This window comes from Shuttleworthella sp. (assembly GCF_057251025.1).
In genome coordinates, this window is record NZ_DBHIDN010000010.1 from 18,487 (window position 1) to 38,876 (window position 20,390).

14 protein-coding genes are annotated in these 20,390 nt (G+C 56.6%); 13 read left to right on the forward strand and 1 reads right to left on the reverse strand.

All coding sequences use genetic code 11. From position 1 onward, the window contains the following. Nucleotides 1-69 precede the first annotated feature (69 nt). Nucleotides 70-1,539, reverse strand: a complete 1,470-nt coding sequence (locus tag ACO5R6_RS03975) for a L,D-transpeptidase family protein (protein ID WP_485625891.1) — start codon at nt 1,537-1,539, stop codon at nt 70-72. A 580-nt stretch (nt 1,540-2,119) separates the two neighbouring features. On the opposite strand from ACO5R6_RS03975, the gene ACO5R6_RS03980 reads away from it, so the two are divergent. From ACO5R6_RS03980 to pulA, 13 genes are all read left to right on the forward strand, one after another. Next, entirely contained in the window at nt 2,120-3,733 is a 1,614-nt protein-coding gene (locus tag ACO5R6_RS03980; RefSeq protein ID WP_485625892.1) for a serine/threonine protein kinase, read from the forward strand. Further along, nucleotides 3,730-5,724, forward strand: a complete 1,995-nt coding sequence (locus ACO5R6_RS03985) for a hypothetical protein (protein ID WP_485625893.1) — start codon at nt 3,730-3,732, stop codon at nt 5,722-5,724. The genes ACO5R6_RS03980 and ACO5R6_RS03985 overlap by 4 nt, the downstream gene beginning before the upstream one ends. A 151-nt stretch (nt 5,725-5,875) precedes the next feature. Next, entirely contained in the window at nt 5,876-6,958 is a 1,083-nt protein-coding gene (locus ACO5R6_RS03990; RefSeq protein ID WP_485625894.1) for a PIN domain-containing protein, read from the forward strand. Continuing rightward, on the forward strand, nt 6,945-8,123 hold the full coding sequence (locus tag ACO5R6_RS03995; protein ID WP_485625895.1) for an AI-2E family transporter: 1,179 nt from the start codon (nt 6,945-6,947) through the stop codon (nt 8,121-8,123). The genes ACO5R6_RS03990 and ACO5R6_RS03995 overlap by 14 nt, the downstream gene beginning before the upstream one ends. A 22-nt stretch (nt 8,124-8,145) precedes the next feature. Continuing rightward, nucleotides 8,146-8,985: an undecaprenyl-diphosphate phosphatase gene (locus tag ACO5R6_RS04000; RefSeq protein ID WP_485625896.1), complete on the forward strand. Its 840-nt coding sequence runs from the start codon at nt 8,146-8,148 to the stop codon at nt 8,983-8,985. A gap of 103 nt (nt 8,986-9,088) precedes the next feature. Next, nucleotides 9,089-10,003, forward strand: coding sequence for an MBL fold metallo-hydrolase (locus tag ACO5R6_RS04005; protein ID WP_485625897.1), 915 nt, complete (start codon nt 9,089-9,091; stop codon nt 10,001-10,003). Between the two features lie 137 nt (nt 10,004-10,140). Further along, a complete protein-coding gene (clpB, locus tag ACO5R6_RS04010; protein WP_485625898.1) occupies nt 10,141-12,726 on the forward strand; it encodes an ATP-dependent chaperone ClpB in 2,586 nt (861 codons plus the stop codon). A gap of 162 nt (nt 12,727-12,888) precedes the next feature. Beyond that, a complete protein-coding gene (locus ACO5R6_RS04015; protein ID WP_485625899.1) occupies nt 12,889-13,611 on the forward strand; it encodes a TraX family protein in 723 nt (240 codons plus the stop codon). A gap of 110 nt (nt 13,612-13,721) precedes the next feature. Then, a complete protein-coding gene (gene proB, locus ACO5R6_RS04020; protein ID WP_485625900.1) occupies nt 13,722-14,522 on the forward strand; it encodes a glutamate 5-kinase in 801 nt (266 codons plus the stop codon). A 69-nt stretch (nt 14,523-14,591) separates the two neighbouring features. Then, nucleotides 14,592-15,965, forward strand: coding sequence for an MATE family efflux transporter (locus tag ACO5R6_RS04025; RefSeq protein WP_485625902.1), 1,374 nt, complete (start codon nt 14,592-14,594; stop codon nt 15,963-15,965). Nucleotides 15,966-15,974: 9 nt separating this feature from the next. After that, a complete protein-coding gene (locus tag ACO5R6_RS04030; protein ID WP_485625903.1) occupies nt 15,975-17,303 on the forward strand; it encodes a replication-associated recombination protein A in 1,329 nt (442 codons plus the stop codon). Between the two features lie 13 nt (nt 17,304-17,316). After that, nucleotides 17,317-18,129: a pyrroline-5-carboxylate reductase gene (gene proC / locus ACO5R6_RS04035; protein WP_485625904.1), complete on the forward strand. Its 813-nt coding sequence runs from the start codon at nt 17,317-17,319 to the stop codon at nt 18,127-18,129. Between the two features lie 61 nt (nt 18,130-18,190). Then, nucleotides 18,191-20,386, forward strand: coding sequence for a type I pullulanase (gene pulA, locus ACO5R6_RS04040; RefSeq protein WP_485625905.1), 2,196 nt, complete (start codon nt 18,191-18,193; stop codon nt 20,384-20,386). Nucleotides 20,387-20,390: the final 4 nt, after the last annotated feature.

Genomic DNA, 20,390 nt, shown 5'->3' on the forward strand with positions numbered 1-20,390 from the left:
CTCTTGAAGGAGTGATTGCCGTATGGCTCCGCAGAGTCGCCCGACGCCCGATGATGTCCGCAGAATAAATTATTTCTTCACATAGGACTTGGCATTGGAAATCCGGTTGTTGTCCGTTGTGAGCGATACTGGCTCGCGGTAGTAGGATACAACCGGGGTCCCGTCCGGGATATTATCATAGACCCACTTGGCTGAATTCAGGGGAAGATTGATGCAGCCGTGAGAGCCCCGGGTCAGGTATTCCTTGCCCCCGAAGACGTGCTTCCAGGAGGCGTCATGAAAACCCACATCGGAGGCCCAGACCACAAAATACTTGACCGGGGACTCGTAGTCCTCTCCCCGCAGAACCGCCGGGGACTTGCGGTAAATGATGCGGAAGACTCCGTCAGGAGACCCGCTTCCCTTGGCCATATTGCCGGAGACGATATCGCTCTCCCAGACCCGGGACTTGTCTTTGACATAGTACATGCGCTGGTTGCTGTAATCCAGTTCCACATAGGTGTTTCCGATGTCATTTCCGATCGGCCCCAGGGCGGTCTGCTCCCAGTTGGGCTGCCGGCTGATGGGCTTTCCGCCCTCGATTTCCCGGGATAGTTGCTCCAGCTCCTTCTTCTTGGACAGAACCCAGCCATAAGTGCCGCCGGAGACCTCGATGACATCTCCCTGCTGGGTGTGAAAGGAGCGCTTGCCCCCGTAGGTGTTGAGCTCATGGGCCAGGCGGTCCACGAATTTGCTCAGCCCATCGGACTTGAGACTGACATTGTAGTTTTCATCGACATGGAGCATGGAGAGGATATCTGCCCTGGACAGGGAGGCTTCCTTGCCCTCAAGCTGGTAAGAGACTGTGGAACCGGCGTAATGGTCAATTTTGGCACAGGCCGCCTTGATGGCAGGGTCATCCGTCTTGCGGGTGGGGGCTGTGTAGTCGCTGTCGGGCAGAGTGATCTGATCCTCCTGCGCCGCAATCGCCTTCTTTACATCCGCCAGGATCCGGTCGGCCTTGATTCCCCATTCTCCCTCCCTGACTGTATACTGATCATCGGAGAAGATGATCTTAGCGTCAGACGGCTCCGCCGACTGATCCAGAATGGGTTTTAGCTTGGCCTTGAGCAGGAGTTCATCATAGCTGATCTGAAGGGGGTAATGGTGATGTGAGAAGAGACCCAGGGGCCAGAGAAAGGCATTTTGCGCCTGCAGAGCCCTGGCGGCAAGAGCGGCGTAATCCTGGTCCGAGTAAGTAAGTCCGATGGACTTGCCCTCAAGGCTTACCTCGTGGCCGTTCTTGTCTTTGATCACAAGCTGATACCGGCTATGGCTTGTGCTGAGATGATTGGCCAGGGAGGAGGCTTTCAAGAGAGAGGCATCCATGTTTCCGACCTTGGAGCGGGGAAGAAAGTGTCCCCGGAAGAAGAAAAGGCCGGCCGCATAGACAAGAAGCAGCAGGAGGGCAAGAGCCAGGCCGACTGCCTTGCGGTTGATGGATTTTCTCTCCGGAACACTCAGGTTCTCAGCAATTTTGTCCTGTGTCTCTTGTGTCATGTGCCCCCCGGTTCAAATCAATGTGAAAATAATTCGAGCAGTACAGATCAATTATAACATGAGATCTCCGGGATGTGGGTGACGGGCGAAAGAGATAGGAGATATTTTATGGAAGAGATATTGGATTACTTAAGCAGGCTGGCCAGGGATATGGTGGCCTGCGGGGCGACGGTTGAGCATGTGGAGATTGTTCTCGAGAAGACGGCCCGGCCTATCAGCTAAGGGGTCTGAGCACACTCATCACACACCAGTACATAAGCATCTGCTTCAATAACAGGCAGGGTCAGACATTATAAGAAGATGACGAGGTCTGATCAGAGTGGGCCCCTCTCCTTTCTCGGGATGAAGAGAAGGGGGAGGGTTTTTTGTGTCTGCAGGGAATCCTGCAGAGTGACCGATGCAGAGAAGATGAGCGGCAAAGACTGTGGATCCTGCCGATGGAAGGGTCGGAAAGAGGGAGATATACTAAGAGCAGGCCCAAACGGGGCATCGTTTTATAAGCCATCGCTCCTCTTCTTATGATTGACTCATCCGGTATGACCCAAGTCTTCCGCTTCTTAACTTATCCACTGTGACCTCTATGAATACTTCCTTTTCTTTGGATCTTCTCTCAAAGGACTCCCTTCTCGCATCGAAATATCGGATTCTGGGAACACTCGGCCAAGGGGCAAGCGGCCGGGTCTATCTGGCGATGCAGGAGAACATCGGGGTCAAGCGGGCAATCAAGTGCGTCCCCAAGAACAGCCTCCAGTCGGGATATGGGGAGCTGATGGCCCTGAGCGACCTGGACCATCCCCGCCTGCCGCACCTGGTGGATCTGCTGGAGGGGGAGGACTGTGTCTATGTCGTCATGGAATTGATCGAGGGGCAGTCGCTCAAGCGCTATATAGAGAACATCCGGCCGGGGGACCTGCCTTTCAGCCGCCTGCTTGCCTGGGGAGAGGACCTGTCAGAGATCTTGACTTATCTGCACAGCAGAAAGCCGGCCTTGATCTACCGTGACTTGAAGCCATCCAATATCATGATCTGCCCGGATGGAAACTTAAAGCTCATCGACTTCGGGACCCTGCTCTGTCTTGCGGATTCATCCGACCGGGAGCCTTCTCTCGGAAGTCCGGTCTATGCGGCGCCGGAACAATTTGAGGGCAGCTGTGATGAGAGGAGTGATATCTATGCTCTGGGAGTCTGTTTAAGAGAGTTGGCTGCCTTTCTGCCGGAGAATCAGAGGAGGGAGAGAGACGGCCTGGAGCGAGTGATTGCGGGCTGCTGTAGGAAGAAGCCGGGCGACCGCTTTCAGACGGCTTGGCAAGTGAGAAGTCAATTGCTGAGACTGGAAGAGGCATCTGAGGAGGGAAGGCGCGCGGCGCACCTTTGCCTGCTCCTTGCCCCGGGAATCCTGATCCTGCTGCTTCTGGGCACCTCTGTGTTCCTCCGAAAGCCCTGGGGCAGACCCGACAGGGAGGCGAAGGGGACAGAGGAGATAGGGACAAGACTTGCGGAATTGATTCGCGAGGACAGGGAAGACCTCACTTTCTCTTTGGAGGAGGAGGGGAGGCTGCTTGGACTTCTGGCCGGTGAAGAGGCAGAGAAGCTGGCGGAGGAGTCGCCTCTGACTTATGCCGGAATCTGTCTGCAGGTGGGGAAACTCTACTGGTACTACTATGGGCAGGATGCGTCCGGGGACCAAGTCGGCCAGGGGGCGCGGATGCAGGCGGCCGGCGAGTGGCTCAGGCGGAGCAGGGAGGCTCTGCGCAGATTCAAGCAGGGGGGACAGCAGAAGGAGAGAGGACAGGCAAAGGAGGGAAGAGACCGGGAGATTGCCGGGGAAGTAGAAGAGCACCTGGCCCTCCTGGACTTCCACAGGGAAGCTTGGGCCCGTCAGCGGGAGGGGAGGGAGAAGGGTCTGTATCGGGAACACTTCCTTCGCCTGCAGGAGTATGAGGCCAAGCTGGATCAGGGGGAGAACGATCTGATTCGGATTCGAGGGAGGCAGGAGGTCTTAGAGAGCCTTTACCTGGAGCGGGACTCCTATCTGAAAGACGGGGTCTCAAGGGAGGAATACGGAGCACTGCTGGCGAAACTGGCGGAGAAAATTCGGTCTATGAAGAGCGAGAATCCCTATGTGATCCGGAGACAGAATGACAGCCTGAAAATTCTTGAGATGGCGGAAGAAGAAGCGAGGGGGGAAGGATGAAGAAGATGTTGGCTTTGGGACTGATGGCGGTGCTTTCTCTGGGAAGACCCATGATTCCGTCTCCGATGGAAGAGGAGGCTTTAAACCGCCAGGTGAAGTTGCAGATGACCCCGGATACAGACCCGGTTTCGGTCGAAGACGGGCGGAAACTCTACGGGGAGAAATTTCGCCTGAAGCTTGATGTCACGAGCGAAAACCTGCCCATAAAGAAGCTCTCCTGGAGCCTTCGGTCTCTGCCGAAGAGGAAGGAGCCGGAAGAGGGGGCGAAGCCGCAAGAGGGGGCGAAGCCGGAAGAGGGGGCGAAGCCGGAAGAGGAGCCGAAGCCGGAGGAAGGGCCTGAGATTCAGAGGGGAACCCTTGAGCGCTTTGACAGGGAGGAGACACGGGAGGGAAGCAGCTATCGGGGAAGCACTGAGATTGAGATTGCGGGTGCAAAAGAGGAAGATTGTGTTCGCCTCTCGGCAGAGGTCGAACTGATCACAGGACAGAAGCTCTTGCGGGAGGCAGAGTATGAACTGGACTGCTGCGGACCGAGGCTCAAGATAGAGGCAGGGCAGGAGGAGAAGGCTATCTACGCAGGCCCGGTGGACTTCCAACTGCGGACGGAGGATGCCAATCTCGATGAGAAGCGCGTGAGTGTGACTCTGGATGGGAAGATCATTCCGATCGATTGGGAGCGGGAGGGGCAGGCCATCCGCGGTCGGGTCCGGGTCAAGCGGGATGGAGAGCATCAGCTGGAGCTGACCGCGAGAGATCTGGCAGGACACGAGAGCCGCCTGTCCTCGGAGAAGTTCCTGATTGATCAGAGTAAACCACGATTCCTGGTGGAGGGATTGCCGGAGGGACGCCATCGGGGACCGGTCAGCGGACGGATCCGGCTGCGGGATGCCAACCCGGATCCGGGGACTCTGACCCTGCGTCTGACCCACCGGATCCGGGGGGAGGAGCGGGACTTAAGCCGGATGGTTAAACGAAGCGGAGAGGGAGACTTGATTTTCTCAGAGGATATTTTCTCAGAAGACGGGATCTACTCGATTGCGCTTGCAGTCCGAGATAAGGCGGGAAACCGAAGCCGGATGCGCCGGACCTTCCTTGTCAATCGAAGAGGATCGGTCTTCCTCCCGAATGAAGCCCTTGCAGGTCCTATGGCAAGACCCCTGCGCCGGATTCCGGATCTTGTCTTTATTGAGGAGAATCTCGACGGGATGGCGGCCGGATTTCCCCGGTTGATCCTGCGACAGGATGGGATCAGCCGCCTGCTGCAGCCGGGGGAATATGAGATGGAGTCTGTCCGGGATGAAGGTGATTTCTGGAGACACACCTATCGACTTCCCAAGAGTCTGTTTGAGACAGACGGCCTCTATGAGATCCTGCTTGGGACCAAGGACCTAACGGGAAATACGTCCCGGCTGGGAGGAGAGAAGCTTCGCTTTCACTTAGATCGGACCGGCCCCATGATTTATGCCGCTGGTCTGGAAGACGGCCTCCGGGTGGATGCAGATCCATATCGGACACAAGTGATCGTCCGGGATAACCAGGAGTTAAAGGAAGTCCGCTGCCTGGCCGATGGGAGAGAGATTCCCCTTCGCCGGGAGGGAAATCGCTATATTCTGGAGCTTGCCGCGGGAACCTATGGGGAGGTCCGCATCGAGGCGGAGGATCGGGCAGGCAATCGAAGCCAGAAGACCTGCCGGGGAATTTTGATCCGGCAGGGGAATATGCGAAAGGGGCTTTTGGATCAGGCAGGGGAGAAAGAGAAGGTGAAAGGTCGGACAGAGGGAAGCCGGTCCGGCAACCGGTGGGACAAGGCGACCGGTGGGACAGGGGAGGGAAGAAGCGGCAGAAGCCGTCCGTCGGAGTCCGGGCACGCATCGGAGAGGACACAGATTCTCAGGGCTCGGCCAGTTTGGACCGGGGGAATGGCCCTTTGCCTTCTTGTCTTGGGGCTTGCCCTGTTTGCCCTGATTCATTGTGTTCGCCGCAGGAAGTGACACAGATCAGAGAAAGGGATAGGACCCTCTTTACCGGACCGCGGTAAGGAGGGCCTTTTCATATTTTGCGGGCGGAATTTGTGTTAAAATAGAGCCGATTTATATGTTCGGACGTGATTTAAGCAGATTCCAGAGAGGTAGTCGGAGATTGATGAAAACACAGACCATATACCTGGTCGACACGGAAAATGTGAATGAGGTCTGGGTGGATGCGATTGCGGCAATCCAGCCAAGAGACAAGGTGGTGGCCTTCTACACGGAAAACAGCCCCAAGCTGTCCTGGGAGAGAATGGCGGACTTCGCGGCCAAGGGATGCGAGTTTGAGGCCGTCAGGTGCCATAAGGGGACGAATGCCCTCGATTTTCAGCTGGTCTCTTATCTGGGTTACATGGCTGCATCCGGGCCGAGTTGCCGCTATGTCATTATTTCGAATGACAAGGGATATGACCCGGTCTCCTATTTCTGGCAGGAGAGAGGAATACAGATCCAGCGGCAACCGGTGCAGACCCGGCTGGAGAAGCAGACGGATCCGAGGCCTGACAGCAAGGAGAGTGTCGTTCTCAAGATATTCAAGAGGGTGACCGGCCAGGGGCAGGCGGCAAGACCCGAGAGAAGAGAGGAGTCCCGTCAGGGACAGGCGGCAAGACCCGAGAGAAGAGGGGAGTCCCGCCAGGGGCAGGCGGCAAGACCCGAGAGAAGGGAGGAGTCCCGCCAGGGGCAGACGGCAAGACCTAAGAAGACGGAAAAGACCGGCGTCCGGGGAAGAGAAGATCGGCCGGCAGAAGGGGCCAAACAGGTCAAAGAGGTGGACCTGCAGGCGGCCAGGATTCTGGCCAAGTCCGTTCGCGTTTCTCGGGAGGCGGATTTTCGCCAGAGCTTGAACCACTTGCTGGGCGTTGACCTGGGCAATCAGGTCTTTGAACAGTTAGATGCACAGGCCGGCTGGAAAGAAGAGGCCAGGCGGGCCTATCTGACCAATGTCAACGGCCGACTTAGAAATTATGTGGATGTCTTCCTGCGCATGAATCGGCTGCCGCAGGCCGACCGGCCCCAGATCTGCAAGATCCTGCGCCGGGCCGAGGCGGGGCATCTGGCAGATCTCCACCAGGAGTTCGTGAAGAACTTCGATGAAGAGAAGGGTACGACTTACTATCGTTTATTCAAGGGGAACCTCAGAGTGATTCAGTTTATGCTGAGGCCCGAAACAGGACGGTTGAGAGATGAAATTCAGTAAAAACTTTCACAAAGAACTCTGGGCCCAGATCGCCCTCGGCCTGGGGGCGGCGATCCTCTTCTATCTGATCTTGTCCCACATCAATGTGATAGCAAAGTCAATCAGCTCAGTCGCCACAGTTATGCGACCGGTGCTACTGGGACTCGTGATCGCCTATGTCCTTCATCCTCTGGTCAACTTCTTCGAGCAGACAATCTTCTCGAAGATCAAGCGCTTTCGCCCAAAGGTCCGCCATGTATTCTCCGTGACAGCGACGGTGCTTGTGGTCCTGCTTCTGATTGTGCTTCTGATGATCGCCCTGATCCCGCAACTGGTAGGGTCGATACTCCGTTTTCTTCAGAATGCCGGGGATTACATCACCAGTCTGCAGAATCTGATTACCCTTGCAGTGGACGCCTTAAAGCAAAATGGGCGCGACCTAAGTGACTTGTCCGGGATCATTAAAGAGGGTCTGGACGGCCTGGCCGGTCTCCTGCCCAGTCAGCCCAGCCAGTTTTTGCACTTTGTCACCAATTTCAGTGTCGGACTCTTTGACTGGGTGATCGGCATCATCATGGCTATTTATTTCCTGATGGACCAGGACCGGTGGATGAGGGGGCTCCGCCAGCTGATGAGTCTGCTCCTGAGTCCGAACCGCTATCGGGAATTGAGTGATTTCGCCAGGAGGTCAGACCGAATCCTGGTCCGCTACATCGGTGGCACGATTTTAGACGGCCTGATCGTCGCGACGGCCAATTTCATCTTCATGATGATTATGCAAATGCCCTATGCCATTCTCCTGTCGGTCGTCGTCGGTGTGACCAATCTGGCCCCGACCTTCGGACCGATTCTGGGCGGGGCCATCGGATCTTTGATCCTGGTCCTGATCAACCCCTGGCAGGCCCTTTGGTTTCTGCTCTTTACCATTGTCCTCCAGACCATTGACGGCTATGTGATCAAGCCCCGGCTCTTTGGCAATACCCTGGGTGTGGCGGGTATCTGGATTCTGATCTGTATCATTGTGGGAGGCAAGGCCTTCGGCGTGATCGGTATCCTCCTGGCCATTCCTTTTGCGGCGATCTCTGATTTCGTCTATCGGGAATCCATCCTGGTCCGGCTCAGGCGCTATCGGGAGCGCAAAGACATGTGCTCCGGGTCCGGGCAGGGCAAAGAGCAAAGTAAATAAAGCACATGAATAGGAGAAGCGTATGTTCAATATCTTAAAGGCCATCCTCTTTGGCCTGGTCGAGGGCGTGACCGAGTGGCTTCCGGTATCCTCTACCGGCCACATGATCCTTCTGAATGAATTCATCAAATTAGACGTCTCCGGTGAATTCTGGAAGATGTTTCTGGTCGTGATTCAGTTCGGCGCGATTCTGGCAGTAATCCTTCTCTACTGGAAGACAATCTGGCCGGTCCGAAAATCCCAAAAGACGGGAGAACATTATGTCAGCCGAAAGACCATAAGCCTCTGGATTAAGACGATCGCGGCCTGCATTCCGGCGGCTGTTGTGGGCCTTGCCCTGGATGACTGGCTGGATGAACACCTCTACAACTGGTGGGTGGTCGCCGGCATGCTGATTTTGATCGGTCTTGTCTTCCTCTTTCTTGAGAGGAGAAATGCCGGGAGAGAGGCCCGGGTGACAAGCCTTGAGGACCTGACCATGAAAGACGCCTTGATCATCGGCCTCTTTCAGCTTCTGGCAGCGGTCTTTCCCGGGACATCCAGGTCCGGAGCCACCATCATCGGCGGCCTTTCCATCGGTGTTTCCAGGAAGATTGCCGCGGAGTTTACCTTCATCCTTGCAATCCCGGTGATGCTGGGGGCAAGCCTTCTGAAGATCATCAAGTTCTTCGCGAGGGGCGGATATTTCAGCGGGATGGAAGTAGCTATTTTGCTTACGGGAATGCTGGTCGCCTTCTTCGTGTCAGTCGTCATTATCCGCTTCCTGATGGACTACATCCGCAAGCATGACTTCAAACCCTTCGGTATCTACCGGATCGGGCTGGGGCTGGCAGTGATTCTCTATTTCTCCCTCTTTCATTGATTGAGGGATGCCGGCAGCAGTCTGTAGGAGAGATGGTTGTGACCGCTGATTGCGGGATCCCCCTTGAAGAGGACACATATTTCAGAAGGAAGAGGCAAGAGAGATGGGCATTTTCGGAAGAGAGCATACGGAGGACGGAAGCGGTGTCTGCGTTCTCACCCTTATGAATGAGTTCGATGCGGACCGGGCAATTGCGGCCTTAGAGAGCCAGGGGATCTTGGCCTACAAACACCAGGATGGGATCAACCAGCTGATGGGGCTCTACCTGGGATCCGGCGACTATCATCCCGTGGGAGTCTTCGTGGCTGAGGAGGCCAGAGAGGAGGCGGGGCGCCTTCTGGAGGAGATGGGCTTTGCGGGAGATCTTCCGGATACTTCTCAGGTCCGCCTGATCACGCATGCGGCGGTGCGGATTGAGGCCCGCGGAAAGGTTCTCTATCTGGACCCCTATCAGCTGAGGGAGGAGGCTCACGACGCGGACCTGATCCTGCTGACACATGAGCACAGCGATCACTATTCCCCGGAGGACATGGCTAAGCTCGCCAAGGAGGAGACAGAGTACGTCTTCCCCAAGAGCATGGAGGGGAGAATCACAAAAGAGCGCGAAGACCTGCGGGGGAAGGATCACTACCTGGAGCCGGACCAAGCGATGGACTGGGAGGGAATACGAATTACCGGCATCCGGGCCTACAATACAGATAAGGATTTTCACCCCAGGGACAAGGACTGGCTGGGCTATCTGATTGATGATCACAAGCAGAAGATCTATGTGGCGGGAGATACCGATCCGGTTCCGGAGGCCAGGGCCGTAGTCTGTGATATTGCTCTTGTTCCCTGCGGAGGAACTTACACCTGTGACGCCGGACAGGCGGCGGAGCTTGTGAATGCGATTGCCCCCGGCATTGCCATCCCGACCCACTACGGGAGTGTCGCCGGAGACAGCTCCTGCCCGGAAGAATTCGAGCGCCGGGTGGATCCGCAGATCCAGGTGGAGCGGAAGATGGAGTACCTGAAATAAAAACATAAATTAGCTAAAATTATTAGCACTCGATATTGACGAGTGCTAATTTTAGTGTTATAACATACTTGTGCCGTGGAGAGGGATCTGAGAATCCCATCCACAATATGAAACAAGTAAGAAAAGGAGGTGACTTTATGAATATTCAGAAATTCACCCAGAAGTCCATTGAGGCAGTACAGAACACGGAGAAGCTGGCGGCGGATTACGGCAACCAGACCATTGACGACGAGCATCTCCTGGTCGCCCTCCTGCAGCAGGAGGACGGACTGATTCCAAAGCTCCTCGAGAAGATGGATATCAATTGCGGGCATTTTACCGAGAATGCCATCTCGAAGCTGAATGCCCTGCCCAAGGTCTCAGGCGCGGGACAGCGCTATTTCTCTCAGACGCTCAATGATGCCTTGACCCATGCGGAGGATGAGGCGAAGGCCATGGGAGATGAGTATGTCTCCGTGGAGCATCTCTTCCTGTCCATGCTCAGATTCGCAAGCAAGGGTATGAAGGACCTGATCCGGGAGTACGGCCTTAGCAGAGAGCGTTTTCTTGCGGCTCTCTCGCAGGTGCGGGGCAATGTGCGGGTCACCAGTGACAATCCGGAGGATACCTATGAGGCCCTGGAGAAATACGGCCACGAGATGGTGGCCAGGGCCAGAGACCAGAAAGCGGACCCCATCATCGGAAGAGACGAGGAGATTCGGAATGTCATCCGGATCCTCTCCCGCAAGTCCAAGAACAACCCTGTCCTGATCGGGGACCCGGGCGTCGGAAAGACCGCCGTTGTGGAGGGCTTGGCCCAGCGTATTGCCAGAGGCGATGTCCCGGACACCCTGAAGGATAAGAAGGTCTTCGCCCTGGATATGGGAGCCTTAGTGGCCGGAGCCAAGTATCGGGGAGAATTTGAGGAGCGGCTCAAGGCAGTCCTCGATTCCGTCAAGAAGTCGGACGGACAGATCCTGATGTTCATTGATGAGCTCCACACCATTGTGGGAGCAGGCAAGGCGGACGGAGCCCTGGATGCCGGGAATATGTTAAAGCCCATGCTGGCCAGGGGCGAGCTCCACTGTATCGGAGCTACGACTCTGGACGAGTACCGGGAATATATTGAGAAGGATCAGGCCCTGGCAAGGCGTTTCCAGCCGGTTATGGTGGATGAGCCGACCGTGGAAGACACGGTCTCGATCCTCCGCGGACTCAAGGAGCGCTATGAAGTCTTCCACCATGTCAAGATCCAGGATGCGGCCCTGGTCGCTGCGGCAACCCTGTCCAATCGCTATATTACGGATCGGTTCCTGCCGGACAAGGCCATTGACCTGGTCGATGAGGCCTGCGCCTCGATTCGGACAGAGATGGATTCCATGCCGGAAGACCTGGACGAGATCAACCGCAAGGTGATGCAGATGCAGATTGAAGAGGAAGCTCTGAAGAAGGAGACGGATGCCCTCTCCAGGGAACGGCTTGAGAAGCTGACTCGTGAACTGGCAGACTTAAAGGAAGAGCTCAACAGCAGGAAGGCCCAGTGGGAGAACGAGAAGAGCGCTGTCGGCAAGGTCTCTGCCCTCCGGGAGGAGATTGAGGAGACCAAGAAGGAGATTGAACGGGCCAAGCAGTCCTATGACTTGTCCAAGGCCGCAGAGCTGCAGTATGGAAAGCTGCCTAAGCTGGAGGCATCCCTGAAACAGGAGGAGGCCGGAATTGAGGACAAGGACATGAGTATGGTCCATGAGGCGGTGACCGAGGATGAGATCGCCCGGATTGTCTCGCGTTGGACCGGTATTCCCGTGTCCAAGCTGGGAGAGAGCGAGCGGAATAAGACCCTGCATCTGGATGAAGAGCTCCATAAGCGGGTGGTTGGACAGGATACAGCGGTCCAACTGGTCACTGAGGCCATCATCCGCAGCCGGGCCGGGATCAAGGACCCGTCCAGACCCATCGGCTCCTTCCTCTTCCTGGGGCCCACCGGCGTCGGCAAGACGGAATTGGCCAAGACCCTGGCCGCCAACCTCTTCGATGATGAGAAGAATATCGTCCGTCTTGATATGAGTGAGTACATGGAGAAATATTCCGTGTCTCGCCTGATCGGGGCCCCTCCGGGATATGTGGGCTATGACGAGGGCGGTCAGCTGACCGAGGCGGTCCGCCGCAAGCCCTACTCGGTCGTCCTCTTCGATGAGGTGGAGAAGGCGCACCCGGATGTCTTCAATATTCTTCTGCAGGTTCTGGATGACGGCCGGATCACGGATTCTCAGGGCAGAACGGTGGATTTCAAGAACACCATTATCATTATGACCTCCAATCTGGGGAGCGATTATCTGTTGGACGGCATTGACGAGTCAGGCGAGATCGGACCCGAGGCGGAAGAACAGGTTATGAACCAGGTCAAGATCCATTTCAGGCCGGAGTTTATCAACCGTCTCGATGAGATCATTATGTTCAAGCCTCTTACCAAGTCCAATATCGGCAGGATTGTAGACCTGCAGATGAAGGAACTCAATGCCCGCATGGAGGACCGGCAGATCAAGGTTGTCCTGACGGATGAGGCCAGGGAATATATCATTGATCATGGCTATGAGCCGGCCTATGGGGCCCGCCCCCTGAAGCGCTATATTCAGAAGTCTGTTGAGACCCTGGTTGCCCGCATCATCTTAAAGGGAGACATCAGTATGGGAGATAGCATCGTGATCTCTGCTGACGACTCCGGTCTGTCCGCAAGGAAGCAGTAAGCTTTCGAGAAGTCTCTTAGGTCAGAGAAGGACAAAACAGAAAACACCCTTCCCCATTCTTGCCCGTGCCATCGCACGCGGGAAGAGGGAGGGGTGTTTTTTATTGGAGGCAAGATGAGATCTCCTTGCTTTATGGGCAGTGCATATGGGAGAATACCTCCCATGAAGACACTTTCTCTGAATCGAAATCAAATCAAGTACCTGGTTATTATTGCCATGGTCATCGACCATGTAGCCTGGAAGTTCATCCCAACCGCCAGCCCGGCGGGGCAGGTCATGCACTTCATCGGACGATTGACCGGGCCGGCCATGGCCTTTTTTGTCGCCGAGGGATTCATGCACACGCGGGACCTGAAGAAATACCTGATCCGCATGGGGATCTTTGCCCTGGTGTCCTGGATTCCCTTTATCCTCTGCTTCGACATCCGAAGTTCTCTCGGGACGAATTTCGGAATCATATATACCCTCTTCCTGGGACTGATGGCCTGCTATTTCGACCAGAGGGCAAATCTTGCACCGACTTTCAGGCGGCTGGCAGTCCTGGCCTGCATCCTCTTAAGTATCTGGGGGGACTGGTCGGCCTATGGGGTGATTGTCCCCCTGATGCTTGTCCGCAACTATCGGGACAAGACCCGCATGTGGAGGGCCTATTTCGGGATAACCATAATCTACACCTTCCTGATTGGTTTCTCTGAATTCATGGCAGGGGCCGAGATCCGGACAGAAGTATACCTGCTCGGTATTTTCCTGCCTCTTTTCCTGCTCCGCTATACCTATAACGGACAGGCCGGCAGCAGGAAGCCCTTCCACAAGTGGTTCTTCTATGTCTTCTATCCCGGACACCTGATGCTCTTATACGGTCTTGGCCGCCTTCTTCTCCCCTGAAATCCCGGTCGGAAAAGACTTGTGCGGAACTATGTCACGGGAAGCGTAAGTAGTCTATAATAGATGAACTCTTATGCGAGAGCAGGGCATATGGCTGAAGAGGAGCAGACATGGGGATTCAGAGAAAACGCATTGTAGTCAAGGTCGGAACATCGACCTTGACCAATGAGCATGGAAAGAGCAATCTGCGGACGCTGGACCATCTGGCCAGGGTCCTGTCGGACATTCAGAATATGGGGCATGAGGTCCTCCTGGTATCCTCCGGAGCTATCGCCGTAGGGACCAACAAGATGCGGCTGGCCCAAAAGCCGACGCAGATGCGCATGAAGCAGGCGGCTGCCGCCGTGGGCCAGTGCGAGAATATGTTCCTCTACGACAAGTTCTTTGGGGAGTACAACAAGATTGTCGCGCAGATCCTCTTAAACGCTGAGGATATCAAGCAGGAGGTCAAGAAGGAGAATCTGGCCAATACCTTCTTCGCACTCCTGGAGCAGGGGATCATCCCCATCGTCAATGAGAATGACTCCGTGTCCTACACGGAGATTGAGTCCGAGGACAAGCTCTTCGGGGATAACGACATGCTGTCCGCCGTCGTATCCGTTCTCTGCCGGGCGGACCTCCTGGTGATTCTGTCCGATATTGACGGATTCTATGATGCGGATCCCAGGCTCTATCCCAATGCCAGGCTGATTTCCCGCATAGAGGAGATCACCGATGAGACCTATGCCCTGGCAGGCGGCGCGGGAAGCCGGCGGGGAACCGGGGGAATGAGGACCAAGCTCAAGGCGGCAGAACTGGCTACGGCCAACGGAATTGATACTTTGGTGACCAACGGAGCCAACCCGGAGGTCCTCTATGATATCGTGGACGCGAAGAGGGTGGGTACCCTCTTCGCCGCTAAGGAGAAATGATTTAACCGGACGCCGGCGGCGGTCGGGAGATCGTTCTCGAAGCTCGGGCAGACGCCGGAAAGGATTGTAATGAAGAGCGTACACTTGACAGAGGGGAAGCCCCTGACGGTTATTCTCCGCTTCACCCTGCCCCTCTTTCTGGGCAATCTGTTCATGCAGCTCTACAATCTGGTGGACACGATCATTGTCGGGCGCGCTCTCGGCCAGAATGCCCTGGCGGCCGTCGGTTCCACCGGAACCATTGTCTTCCTGGTTCAGGGCCTGGCAATCGGCCTGACCACCGGCTTTACCGTTCTGACGGCGCAGCGCTTCGGCGCCATGGACCCGAAGGGAACCAGACGGTCGGCCTCCAATGCCCTCATGCTGAGCTTTGGAGTGATCCTGATTCTGACTGCCCTCTCTACCATCTTTATGCGGCGGATCCTGCGATTGATGAATACACCGGAGGAGATCTTCGATGACGCCTACCGCTATATCATTGTTATCTGCTTCGGCCTCTTCAGCATCGTTCTCTACACCCTTGGCTCCGCTCTCCTGACAGCGGTCGGGAATTCCAAGCTGCCCCTCTTCTTTCTTCTGATCGGCGCGGCCTGCAATATCGTTCTGGACCTGGCCTTCATCCTGGGCCTTGGCATGGGGACGGAGGGGGCGGCATACGCCACAGTCCTCTCCCAGGTGATCGCCGCTCTGGCCGCCGCCGTCTACATCGCAAGGAAGATGCCGGACCTGCTCCCCTATCGGGATTTCTGGAGAATCGACCGGGGAATGGCTGCCCGGCAGATCCGAGTGGGGATCCCTATGGCTCTGCAGTTCGGGATTACCGCATCGGGGACCATGGTCCTGCAGACGGCGGTCAACACCTTCGGACCGACGGCGGTGGCGGCCTTTACGGCGGCCAGCAAGATGTCAACGCTGCTGACCCAGGGGTTCGCAGCCCTGGGCCAGTCCATGGCCGCTTACGGAGGGCAGAATTACGGAGCAGCTCGTTCGGACCGGATCCGGTCCGGCGTCAAGGCGGCCATGCAGATGGACGTTGTCTATGCGGCCCTGATCTCGGTCCTGATCCTGCTCCTGCTCTCACCCCTGATGCATCTCTTCTTCCCGCCCGGGACAGATACAGAGAGCCTGATGGGGTTCGCAAGACCCTATATCTACTTCTCCATGTCCTGCTATATTCCACTGGGGATGATCTTCATCTTCCGCAATATCATGCAGGGCTGCGGGTATGGTCTCCTTCCCATGATGGGAGGAGTGGTGGAACTGCTTGCCCGGGTGATTCCGGCGGCTGTCTCCATGAGAATCGGCTCCTACTCACTGGCAGCGGCCTGTGATGCGGCGGCCTGGCTTACGGCCGGCCTCTTTACGGCCTTTGTCTACCGCTTCTATGTGATCGGAAGGATCGAGCAGAAGATGCGGGCGAGAAGAAGAAAGGACAGAGAATGAGAGGACCAGATGGATTTATTTGACTATGCAAGGGACAGAAGCCGGGAAGATGAGGCCCCGCTGGCCTCCCGCCTGCGCCCGACCAGTCTGGATGAGCTGGTTGGACAGGAGCATATCATAGGCAGGGATAAACTCCTCTACCGGGCCATCAAGGCGGACAAGCTCTCATCGGTGATCTTCTACGGCCCTCCGGGGACAGGAAAGACCACCCTGGCCAGGGTGATTGCCAACACGACCTCGGCTGATTTTCACCAGATCAACGCTACGACAGCGGGGAAGAAGGACATGCAGGAGGCGGTTCAGGCGGCAAAGGATGTCCTGGGCATGTACGGCAGGAAGACCATTCTCTTCATCGATGAGATTCACCGCTTCAACAAGGGGCAGCAGGACTATTTGCTTCCCTATGTGGAAGACGGGACCATTATTCTGATCGGGGCCACGACAGAGAATCCCTACTTTGAGGTCAACGGGGCCCTCCTCTCCCGGTCGATTGTATTTGAGCTGAAGCCTCTCTCCAGGGAAAATATCCGTGAGCTTCTGCTGCGCGCGGTCAGCGATTGCGAGAAGGGGATGGGGAGTTATCAGGCGCTTGTCGATGAGGACGCCCTGGATTTTCTGGCCGATATGGCCAACGGTGACGCCAGAAACGCCCTCACGGCGATCGAACTTGGGATCCTGACCACGCCCCGGTCTGAGGACGGCCGGATCCACATCAGCCTCGAGGTGGCCGGTGAGTGCATCCAGCGGAGGGTGGTCAAGTATGACAAGAAGGGGGACGGCCATTATGATACGATCTCTGCCTTCATCAAGTCGATGCGGGGCAGTGATCCGGATGCGGCGGTCTACTATCTGGCCCGTATGCTCTATGCCGGAGAAGACGTCAAGTTTGTTGCCAGGCGGATCTGTATCTGCGCCGCGGAGGATGTGGGCAATGCAGATCCCATGGCCCTGATTGTTGCCAACAGCGCAGCCCAGGCAGTGGAGCGGATCGGCATGCCGGAGAGTCAGATCATTCTGGCCCAGGCAGCAGCCTATGTGGCCTGCGCGCCCAAGTCCAATTCCGCAGTGAATGCGATTATGAAGGCCATGAAGACGGTCGGGGCGAGCATGACGGAGACCGTGCCCGGTCACTTGCGGGACGCCCACTACGGGGGGAGTGCCAAGCTTGGCCATGGGATCGGCTACAAGTATGCGCATGACTGGCCCAACCACTATGTCAGACAACAGTATCTGCCGGATTCGCTTCTGGGTGAGACCTTCTATGAGATCTCAGACCAGGGCTATGAGAGGCAGATGAAGGCCTGGATGGATAAGATCCACGAGCAGGCGGAGGATTAAAGAGGGAGCGCCTATGCAAATCGAGAAGATCACTTTTATCGGGGCAGGCCATATGGCATCTGCCATCCTGCAGGGAATACGGCAGGGGGGGCTTGTCACCGGAGACCGGGTCATGGTCTCGGCTCCGAGTGCAAGGAACCGGGACCGGCTCGCCGCTGACTTCGGCGTGAGGGCCACAGGGGACAACCGGGAGGCGGCGGCCTTCGGGAGGATCCTTGTCCTGGCGGTAAAGCCCCACATCCTGGAGGGGCTTATCGAGGAAATTCGGGATGTGCTGGCAGAGGATACCCTGCTGATCAGCCTTGCTGCCGGCAAATCTCTTGCGGCCCTGCAGGCGGCGTTCGGCCGCCCGGTCAGGCTGATTCGGGTCATGCCCAACACGCCGGCCATGGTTGGAGAGGCGATGTCCGCGCTGACCGCCAGCGACACGGTGCCGCAAGAGGACAGGGACCTGGTCCTAGAGATCTTTGAGAGCCTGGGCAGGGCCGAATGGGTGCCCGAGGCTCTGATGGATGCGGTGACCGGTCTCTGCGGCTCTTCCCCGGCCTATGTCTACATGATGATAGAGGCTATGGCGGATGCGGGACTTGCGGCCGGTCTCCCCCGGTCACAGGCCTATCGATTCGCCGCCCAGGCAGTCTTAGGGTCCGCGAAGATGGTCCTTGAGACAGGTCTTACGCCCGGCCAGCTCAAGGACCAGGTGACCTCGCCTGCGGGAACCACCATCGCCGGTCTCAGGGTGCTGGAAGAAGGCGGCTTCCGTGGCCTGGTCATGGATGGTATACTGGCAGCCGTGAAGAAGTCGAAGGAGATGGGCAGAAGATGAGACCGGTCCCTCATAAGACAAATGGAGTTGTTAAGGAAGAAGCGTTTGAAAGAGAGAGAGAATGGATAACCAACTGCGCGTACACTTTCACAGTAAGGATGGAAACTACAGTCATTGCAATATGTGGAAGTGGCTTGACGGCTACTGGGGAAAAGAAGAGAAGTTCTCGGGGAGGGATGATTTCGGCCTCCTTGGAAGCATCAATTACCCCTCCAGTCGTTTTCTGACTTCGGTCAATCTCCTGGTCAAGACCGATGACTGGTCCAAGCAGACCAAGGATTATAAGGTAAGGCGATTTCTGGGGGATGCCCCCAATGAGATCTGGCTGATCGAGGGGGATGGGCAGGTCTACTACTCCAAGCAGGCGGCTATGACCAGCCCCTATCTGAAAGAACCCAATCAGACCGCCTTCGACATGGCGGTTCACACCCAGGACTTCGACCGCAGATGGGGATTCCAGGGCTGGCTTGGATACCGGTACGGGAGGACCGAGACGGAATTTCGCCTCTGGTCTCCCATGGCCCATAAGGTCCAGGTTCTCCTGTACCCAAAGGGGGATCGGCGGGTCCGTGTCCTCGATATGAAGCGGGGAGGGGAGACACATTTTGCCAATCACAAGAGAAATACCCGGGGGGTCTGGTCTGTGACCGTTAAGGGAGATCTGGCAGGGGCCTCCTATCTCTACCGGGTCTATCACGAGGAGAATTTCTACCAGGAGACCCGGGACCCCTATAGCATCGCCCTGAGCCTTGACAACCAGAGAAGCCTGATTGCGGCCCCGGAGGAACTGGTCCCGGAGGACTTTGCGGTCCGACATGGGGCGGCCGCCGGCTGGCGGGTGAAAAACCCCTGCGCGGCGGTGATCGCGGAGCTCCACCTGAGAGATTTTACCAAGTCCGCCACGTCCGGACTTGCGGAAGATCTGCGGGGAACCTTCCCGGCGGCCTGCATGTCCGGGACGAAAAACCGCTTCGGCGATGCAAGCTGCTTTGATTATATCAAGCAAATGGGCTATTCCTATGTCCAGCTGCAGCCGGTCTTCGACCACCACAAGACCTACGACAAGGAGGGGAAGATCCAGTACAACTGGGGCTATGATCCGGAGAACTACAATGTCCCGGACAGACAGTTCGCCCTGGACCAGGAGGATCCCCTGGCTCCGATTCTGGAGTTCAAGCGGATGATTCAGGCCTATCACGAGGCGGGAATCGGGGTAATTATGGATGTGGTCTACAACCACACCTATTCGCCTTACAGCTCTCCCTTCCAGCTGGCGGTGCCGGATTACTACTATCGCATGAATTACGACGGGTCTTTCCAGGACGGATCGGGCTGCGGCAATGAGACTGCCAGTGAGAAGGAGATGTACCGCAAGTATATGCTGGACTCCATCACATATTGGGCTGAGGAGTTCGGCCTGGACGGATTCCGGCTGGACCTCATGGGCCTCCATGACGTCGACACAATGAACGCCATCCGGTCAGCCCTGGACCGGATCGATCCCCGCATTCTTCTCTACGGGGAGGGATGGGATATGGGCCGGGGCCTGCCGAGCCAGTACAAGGCCATGAAGGCGAATGCCCACTTCATGCCCCGGATCGCCTTCTTCAATGATGATGAGAGGGACGCTGTCAAGGGGGCGGAAGTATACGGGCAGATCAAGAAGGGTTATGTCTCGGGCCAGGGGCATGAGGGCAGAGTCGCCGCGGCGCTTCTCGGAAGCCTTGGCTATGTGGCCTATGTGGCTCCGAATCAGGTCTTAAACTATATCGAGGCCCATGATAACTACAATCTGAATGACCTCTTGACCATACTGCATCCGGAGGACTCCGAGGAAGAACGCAAGAAGAGGGTCTATTTTGCCAACGCGCTCAACCTTCTCATGCAGGGGATCTGCTTCATGCAGCTGGGGCAGGAGTTCCAGCGCAGCAAGTTGGTCGCGACCGGACCGAACGGGACCTATACGGATGGGGACTATGCCCGGGCCAGCAACAGCTACAATGCCCCGGATGCCGTCAACAGCATCGACTGGGACCGGGTCACCCGTAAGGCGGATTTGGTTGCGGCAATCCGGGACCTGATTCAGCTCAAGAAGACGGCAGGGGAATTCAGCTGCAGGAGCTATGAGGAGATTGGAAACCATATTGAGGTCGAGTCCTGCCAGGAGGGGTCCGGGATCATAGAGCTGAAGAGTCTGGGAGCCGACAAGAAGCACTATTATTTTGACAGCAGCAAGAAGAGCCTGGAGATCTCCTGAGAGA